This is a genomic window from Deltaproteobacteria bacterium CG11_big_fil_rev_8_21_14_0_20_42_23 (genome assembly GCA_002796345.1).
GTDB lineage: Bacteria > UBA10199 > UBA10199 > 2-02-FULL-44-16 > 2-02-FULL-44-16 > 1-14-0-20-42-23.
This window is the reverse complement of sequence record PCXC01000077.1, coordinates 1-7,982: the sequence shown is the minus strand read 5'-3', so window position 1 is coordinate 7,982 and position 7,982 is coordinate 1. Positions and strand designations below refer to the sequence as shown.

6 protein-coding genes are annotated in these 7,982 nt (G+C 45.3%); 5 read left to right on the top strand and 1 reads right to left on the bottom strand.

Annotation, left to right across the window (positions count from 1 at the left end; all coding sequences use genetic code 11):
• On the top strand, nucleotides 1-702 hold a 702-nt coding region (locus COV43_08975), incomplete at its 5' end, for a hypothetical protein (protein PIR24715.1).
• Here the strand turns inward: COV43_08975 and COV43_08970 are convergent.
• On the bottom strand, nucleotides 691-3,780 hold the full coding sequence (locus COV43_08970; protein ID PIR24714.1) for a hypothetical protein: 3,090 nt from the start codon (nucleotides 3,778-3,780) through the stop codon (nucleotides 691-693). The genes COV43_08975 and COV43_08970 overlap by 12 nt on opposite strands.
• Before the next feature lie 176 nt (nucleotides 3,781-3,956).
• On the opposite strand from COV43_08970, the gene COV43_08965 reads away from it, so the two are divergent.
• The 4 genes from COV43_08965 to COV43_08950 all read left to right on the top strand — a co-directional run bounded on the left by COV43_08965 (nucleotide 3,957) and on the right by COV43_08950 (nucleotide 7,842).
• Nucleotides 3,957-5,249, top strand: a complete 1,293-nt coding sequence (locus COV43_08965) for an asparagine--tRNA ligase (GenBank protein PIR24716.1) — start codon at nucleotides 3,957-3,959, stop codon at nucleotides 5,247-5,249.
• A gap of 220 nt (nucleotides 5,250-5,469) precedes the next feature.
• Entirely contained in the window at nucleotides 5,470-6,360 is an 891-nt protein-coding gene (locus tag COV43_08960) for a cation transporter (GenBank protein ID PIR24713.1), read from the top strand.
• 6 nt (nucleotides 6,361-6,366) lie between these two features.
• A complete protein-coding gene (locus COV43_08955; GenBank protein PIR24712.1) occupies nucleotides 6,367-7,083 on the top strand; it encodes an RluA family pseudouridine synthase in 717 nt (238 codons plus the stop codon).
• A 6-nt stretch (nucleotides 7,084-7,089) separates the two neighbouring features.
• Nucleotides 7,090-7,842 carry a hypothetical protein gene (locus tag COV43_08950; GenBank protein PIR24711.1) on the top strand — a complete coding sequence of 251 codons (753 nt, stop codon included), beginning with the start codon at nucleotides 7,090-7,092 and terminating at the stop codon, nucleotides 7,840-7,842.
• Nucleotides 7,843-7,982 lie beyond the last annotated feature (140 nt).

Sequence of the window (7,982 nt, the reverse complement as noted above, 5' to 3'; positions counted from 1 at the left end):
CTTTTTTCAACAACACCAAACCGTAAACCACTCTCATTACTCACTTCGATGTGCTCATGGAGGGTTTTTCAGGGGGGACGAAGATACGATCCACTCTATGTTTCCGCTTTTCCAAACTTGGAGGGTGAAACACTCAGCTCACGAATAGAACGAACGGAAAGAATTTCTTATCTCAGCGCCGCAAAGCTTTTTGTTGGCTATTGCACCGCATTGGAATGTTTGGAGCAACTTGGTTTGGTGCATTTGGATATTCGCCCTCCTAACCTTTTCATTCACACTCTTCCCAACGGTGATGAGGAAGGGGTTGTTTTAGATTACGATCACATTTTTCGCGCACATCCTTATCTAAACGCGCTGGCACAGAAGATTTGCATTAAGGACAGAAGTTACCAACAATGGGGATACATGGCTCCCGAAATGGCCTATGCTTACCAAAGTTTTCATCATCAAGACACTGAATCTTCATTTGCCATTCCCCTTTACGCACTAGGCATTTGCCTCGCCTATGCTCTTTGCGAACATGAACCCTTCATGCTGCTTTCTGAAAAGTTAAGCACTGATGTCCCACTGCCTCTTGCGAACAATGACTTCGAAGCTGCAATGCATGCAGTGGTCCGCAAAGCAACACAACCCCACCCACAAAACCGCTACCAGAGCGCTTCAGAGATGAAGGCTGATTTGGAGAGAGTTTTAGAGGGATGATATTTTTTTCCGACATACACCAAGAAGTGCAAGCAGTGGAAGAAAGATTACGAAGAGGTTGAAGTTTGGTGCAGTTGGCTGCAGTGAACATCCGCCGCCATTTGCGGCGAAGCCTGTTACTTCGCCTTCACCTGAATCGCTGCCACCATCTGGGCCAGATGGCGCTTCATCTAAGTTGAGTTTGTAAATGCTGCTGCCTGATTTTACGCTGTACACTTCATCTTTTCCGTCATCATCGCTATCTACAACACTCACATCACTGCCGAAACGCATGCCATCACTTTCGCCAAGCAAGCTTAAATGTGAATAATCATCTTGTGCATTTATGGAATCACGGCCCGCAAACTGGCCAAAGAAAACATGTACAGCGCCTCTCGCATTTTGATAACCTGGCTCGCCTACCACCAAGTCTTTGATCCCATCGGCATTCACATCACCGGCAGCAAGTGATTCGCCTGCACTTGCAAGATCTTCAAAACCAGTAATCAGCACATCTTCTTCACCACTTGCTTTGTCTGTTCCCGATGCAAACGCTCCGAAGAAAAGGGAAACTTCTCCAGCATCCGAAGCAAGCACCACGTCATCAATGCCATCGGCGTTGAAGTCATCTACTAGAAATGATCTGTAGCTTTCGCCTGCGCCAAGCTGAACATCAACAAACTCATCGGTGAGGCTACTCACTCCGCTAAAGTTTTGATTTCCATTTACGATACTCACCGCATCTACAGTGGTAACATGGCTTTCCTGGCTCCTATGCAAACTTGAACCTTGTGCAAAGTTGTTGGAACCAAAAACCAAGTCCATATGAGTTGCGGAAAAAAGATGACCAAGCGCAAACGAATAAGCAGGATTTTCTGCTGTTCCCAAAACAACTCCCAACAACTCGCCTGCGGAAGTGTAGATGTACACTGCGCCGTAGCTTCCCGCACCTGGCGCGCCAACCACAATTTCGTCAACACCGTCGCCGTTAAGATCGCCCGTTTCAACGTAGCGTCCAAATTCATCACCAACACCATTGCCAATTATTTCTGTTACGGCGCCATTGCTGGTTTGAACAATTTGCTTTTGCGTTCCAAAACTTCCATTGGCTGCCAACACTTGCGTCACGCTCAAACGCGCAGATTCTGAAACGCGAATGGTTCCGCTCAACTGCGCAAGCGCTTGTTCAAACAAATAAACACTGCCTCGTGTTTCTTGATCGTCGGAAACTCCAAGCACCATCTTGCCTGCAGAGTTGATGGAAAAAGAATAATCGGTTTTGTTATTGGGAAGCTCAAGCGTAGTTGCGCCAATGGAAAGAGAGAGCACATTTGCACTTCCATCTGCAGATGTACCAAGCTCTTCGAAAATGCCTTGGTTTTGATAGGTTCCCGCCGCTGCACTTGAAACATTTCCACCGGTCTGAGTTCCCACAAGATGCAATACAATTTCATCGGTATTGCGCGTTCCTGCTACATCACGAACGGTGAGAAAAATGCGAACGTTTTGGGAAGCTGTATCAGCACTGCTTGAAAAGCTGGGCGTTGTAGAAGTTGCATCTGTGAGAATGCCATCGCCTGTAACAATTGCCCAACTGTAGCTAAGATCTCTGCCAACAGAATTAGCTCCACTGAGCTGATAGGTTTTTCCTGCAACTATTGTTGCATCTGCTCCAGCTCTTGCCACAACCGACAGCAAATACGCTTCGTAGTTGAGCGTGATACTTTCAAGCACCGGCGACGCAAGGTCAACTTGTGCAAACGAAAGTTGATACTGCACATAACGATCACCATCATGAAGGCAATTATTTCCGCTTACATCAGCAAGCGTTGAAATTTCGTTGCAAGCCGAAAATGCAGTTGCACCAAGCATTTGCGCGTCATTCGAAGTTCTTATTTTTACCGCAACACCTGAAAGAAGTTCTCCTTCAAGATCTACACTCAAGAGTTTTCCACCACTTGAACTCATATCAAAAATACTTGAAGTGACAGTTCCTGCACTTGCAAACTTTGAAACCTCGGCGCCAATGCTTACTGTGGGCTCTGTTGCGAGGTATGGGCGAACATGCATATCATCTACCCAGTAATCACTGCCACCATAAATATAGACTTGAGAAAAACTGCTGTAGCTTGCATCGGTAATTTGCGTTTCTGCAATCAGCTCGCCATCAAGCCACTGCTTTGCAGTGATGCTTCCATCAGCTTCGATAATAAACTGTGCAAAAATCCAATCGTCCTTCACTGAACTTGCACTGACATATCCAGAAACGACAGCTGAATGATTTGTACGTTTATCAATGCCCAGCTGACCTGTGCTGTGATTGAAAATCCAGCCATAGCCATTTCCATTGGCGTCAATCAAACCAACGCGATCGGCTGCACCACCTGTATATGCTGCATTTCTACGAAGCCAAAATTCCAAAACTGTTCCACGGCCAAGTGTGGTTCCAAGACTTTTCACTGCGCCACTGGGATCACCATTTGTGATTTTGTGGCCTGAAGCTAAACCGCTAGCAGCTTGCGCTGTGCTTTGTTCAAGGTTTCCGCTGCCATGTTTTGTCCATCCAGAAAAAGTTTCAAAATCTTCTGCAAACGAAAAAACAGATGCAGCATCAGAAAGCGAATCTGCATCTGCATTTCCATAATAGAGATAAAGAAGGGTGCTTGTAGAAACGGATGGAAAATCTGCTTTCACCCAAACACTTGCTTCGGTTTCGGAACTTGATTCAATCCAATAAGAAAGGAGATCGCCATTTTCATCGGTAAAGCGAAGGTCAGCGTAATCTTCGCTCATGCCAGTCTCAAAAGAAAGAGTAAGGTGAAGTGCATAATTGGAAACGCCTTCACTCACAGGAGAAACCGTCAGTTGTTTTCGATACTGCCAATCGGCATCAAACCATCCTTCAGTTTGCTGAAGCGAAAGCCCACTTGAGGCATCGAGGCTATCAAGCGTTGCTTCCGACCAATCAGCCTGTTGCCACGTTTCAGCTTTTGCCGCAGAAGAAATGGCAATCATAAAAAAGAGGCACGCGCAAAAAGCTACAAGCTGCATCACTTGCTTTCGGCATCGCTCTTTTATGTTCGCCACTTGCTTTTGCATTTTACTTCCTTTCTCAACGAGAACAGTAAAAATGCAAAGCGGATGCCAAGTGTGCCAATCACCAAAAAGTGCCAGGTACTTTCTGGTTTTTGGGGAGATTGTAATTTCGAAGTTGATTTTCTTTCCCCAAGCTGATTTGAATGCGCATTCACTTTTTAACCGCTTTGGAGCACGCTATGCAGCAAGATTTTATTTCAGACCTTCATCAAAAAAATGGCGAAACCGTTACCCTCAAGGCATGGGTCTACAACTTTCGCTCTTCCGGCAAAATCAGCTTTTTACAGCTTCGTGATGGAACGGGATTTGTGCAGGCTATTGTGGTTAAAAGTGAAGTTTCAGAAACTTTATGGGAAGATGTCAAAAAATTGACAATTGAGTCGTCCGTTATTGTGACCGGAAAAGTGAATAAGCATCCCAAAAACGATGAATACGAACTCCTCGTCAGCGATGTGAGCATTGTGCAGATTTCGCAAGAGTATCCCATCAGCAAAAAAGAGCACGGCCCAGAATTTCTTTTAGATAACAGACACTTATGGCTTCGTTCCAAGCGCCAATGGGCTATTCAACGCATTCGCAATACCATTATTAACGCCACCTATGATTGGTTTGCGCAAAACCACTTCATCAAAATTGATTCGCCCATTTTAACGCCGGCCGCCTGCGAAGGCACCACCACGCTTTTTGAAGTGCCCTATTTTGACATGGGTTCGGCCTATCTTTCGCAATCGGGTCAACTTTATTTAGAAGCCGCCATCATGAGTCATGGCCGCGTTTTTGACTTTGGCCCTGTGTTTCGTGCCGAAAAATCCAAAACCCGTCGCCACCTCACCGAATTTTGGATGATGGATGCCGAAGCCGCCTTTGTAGAGCACGAAGAAAACTTACAGATTCAAGAACAGCTCATCAGCTTCATCGTAGCCGAATGCCTTCGCTGCAACGAAGAAGAGTTCACCATTCTTGAACGCGACACCAGCAAGCTAAAAGAAGTAAAAGCTCCGTTCAAACGCCTTGCACATGCAGAAGCTGTTGCGCGCTTGCAAGAACTTGGAAGCGCTATCACCGAAAAAGACGATCTTGGCGCGCAAGATGAAACCTTGCTCACCGAAAATGAAAGCTGCCCTCTTTTCATCGAGCGCTATCCTGCCGAAGTAAAAGCCTTCTACATGAAGCGCGATCCGCAACATCCACACTTGGCACTTTGCGCGGACATGCTTGCACCCGAGGGTTACGGCGAAATAATCGGCGGAAGTCAACGTGAAGATTCGTACGATGTTTTGCTTCAACGCATTCAAGAACACAAACTTCCGGTGGAAGCCTTTGAATGGTATCTCGACACCAGAAAATATGGATCAGTTCCACACTCTGGTTTTGGATACGGCTTAGAGCGCCTTGTAGCCTGGATTTCCGGAACACGTCATATTCGCGAGACCATTCCATTCCCACGAATGCTCACACGCTTGCGGCCTTAATTGTCATTGCGAACAAAGTGAAGCAATCTCAATTAAGGTTTGTCATCCTCGCGAAGGCGGGGATCCAGGATTAAAACACTTTGTTGTCATTCTGAGTGGAACGAAGGATCTCCTCGATCAATTCAAGTATTCGACTATAACCAAAATTGACAGAGAAGCTATGACACTCTTGGCTCTCTTGACCCTTGCTTCTTCTTCTTTTTCACGCTAGCAAGACCGGATGAAAAAACGCCATCATCACCACGCCGAAAATACTTATCGACAAAAAGAACAACGCGGGCTTCTCATTTCCATTGTCATCAACACCGTCACCATGTTTCTTGAAATTGGTGGAGGTATCTACTCAGGATCTCTTGCCCTGCTTTCAGATGCGGGCCATATGTTTTCTCATATTTTTGCTTTAGGAGTAAGTTATTTTGCTATTCGCATTGCCATCAGACCTGCAAACACAAAAAATACCTTTGGGTTTTATCGCGCAGAAATTTTAGCTGCACTTCTAAATGCCGTCACCATTTTTGTGGTCGCTTATTTTATTCTTGCTGAAGCATACCATCGCCTGCAAGACCCCGAAAACATTGCATCAGGGCCAATGTTCGTTATTGCCTTAATTGGCCTTTCGGTAAATGCCCTCACGGCTTATATTTTACATGATGTTTCTAAAGAAGACATGAACGTGCGCGGCGCTTTTTTGCATATGCTTGGTGATCTTTTTTCATCTGTTGGTGTTGTGATTGCCGCCATCATTGTCAAGTATACCGGCTGGGTATATGCCGATCCTATTGCATCGGCGCTCATCGCCTTGGTGATCAGCTATTGGGCGTATGGACTTTTGCGTGATGCCGTCCATATTCTTTTGCAAGCTACTCCAAAAGAACTTTCTGTCGATGAAATCAAAACTTCTCTTTTGCAACTCGCAGACATCAAAGGCGTCCACGACGTGCATTTGTGGGAACTCACCAAAGGCATGTACATGATGACAGCGCATATCGAAGTGGAAGATCAGCCTATTTCGCAAGTGGATAACATTCGTAAACAAGCTCAACACATTTTGAGCGAACGTTTCAATATTAATCATGCTGACTTGCAAGTGCAGTGCGCCACAAAACCTTAAGCTCTTATGAAATCAAACCTTGTGCTTCATTATGAAGACGAAGACATCATCCTGCTAGAAAAACCAGCGGGTCTCCCTTGCCTTCCCAGCAAAAAAGGGCAAAGCGATTGTCTCAGCAAAATGCTGCTTGAATATTTGCCTCAACTTTCTACTCTTCCCGATGCCGGTTTAGTTCACAGACTTGATAACGACACTTCTGGAATAGTGATGCTGGCGAAAGATGCTGGCATCTATGCGCAATTAAGAAATGAGTGGAACGAAGGCAGTGTGGAAAAAATCTACTTGGCCCTCGTGCTTGGCCACACAAAAGCACAAGGCCTCATTCAAATTCCTATCGCGCATCATCCTACAAACGTGAAAAAAATGATCTGCTGCGAAAATCAAGAGCTGGCTTCAGAGCACAAAGCAAGACCAGCGCACACAGAATATAAAACGCTAAAAGTATTTGGTGATTACAGTTTATTGGAAGTTAAAATTATTACCGGCGTTAGACATCAAATCCGCGTACACTTGTCCCACTTGGGTTTCCCGTTAGCTGGCGACAAACTCTATCAAAACACAAAGCGAAAAAAAGAAGATGCTCTTGGTTTAAAACGCCACTTTCTGCATGCCAGCGCCCTTTGCTTCAACCACCCCACCACAAAAGAACGCATAACAGTAGAATCAAAACTGCCAAAGGATTTAGCAAATGCTTTAGAAAAGATAGTTGCGTCTTTCACCTAATACGTTATGAATGCGCCTATGAAAAAAACGTCGCTTTGTTTCTTTTTCCTTTTCACCCTTTTTCTCGCGCAAGAAGTGTTTTCTAAAGATGGTGTGGCCATCAAATCGGCGCAGGCCTATCAACGCGTAGAAGTCAGCAAACCTACGGCTCCACCAGCTTTGCTCGCTGAGGGATCAAAAATAGTAGACGACTTCGAATCGTATCGCGTGAATCACTTTCCAAGCTCTTGGAGAACTTGGCCTTTTCAACGCAGCAAAGCGACAAAAGTGTATCGTGTAAAAAAAGAGGGAATGAATCAATTTTTAAACGCTACTGATAATGAAGATATTTCCGTGCAAATTTTATTCAACTTCCCCTGGGATGTGGCCGAATACCCCACTTTGAGCTGGAGATGGCGTCCAAGCGTTATTCCAACCGGCGCACACGAAGACAACGGCAACACCAATGACAGCGCTTGTGGTGTGTACGTCACCGTGGGGCAAATGAGTGGAAATGCGCTCAAATACGTGTGGAGCAGCACGCTCCCAAAAGGAAAAGTTGTCGTAAGAAAAGAAGGCCGTCTTAAAATTATAGTGATGGGAACAGGAACTTCAGGTCTTCGTTCTTGGCACAGCGTAAAAGTAAATGTGCTTGAAGACTATAAAAAGCATTTTGGTTCAAAACCAGACAAAAATCCAAGAATTGCCCTTCTCACCGATGGAAACGCAGTGCACAAACCTGCCTCTTGTGACTATGACGATTTCTTGTTGAAGAAATAAATGTAGTGCGTGTCCTCAATTTGAGAGCTTGTCATCCTCGCGAAGGCAGGGATCCAGCAATTCAAACACTTTGCTGTCATCCTGGGCATAATGGCAAAAAATGTGTGCTCGAGTTACCACTATCCTAAATAAATTCAAAT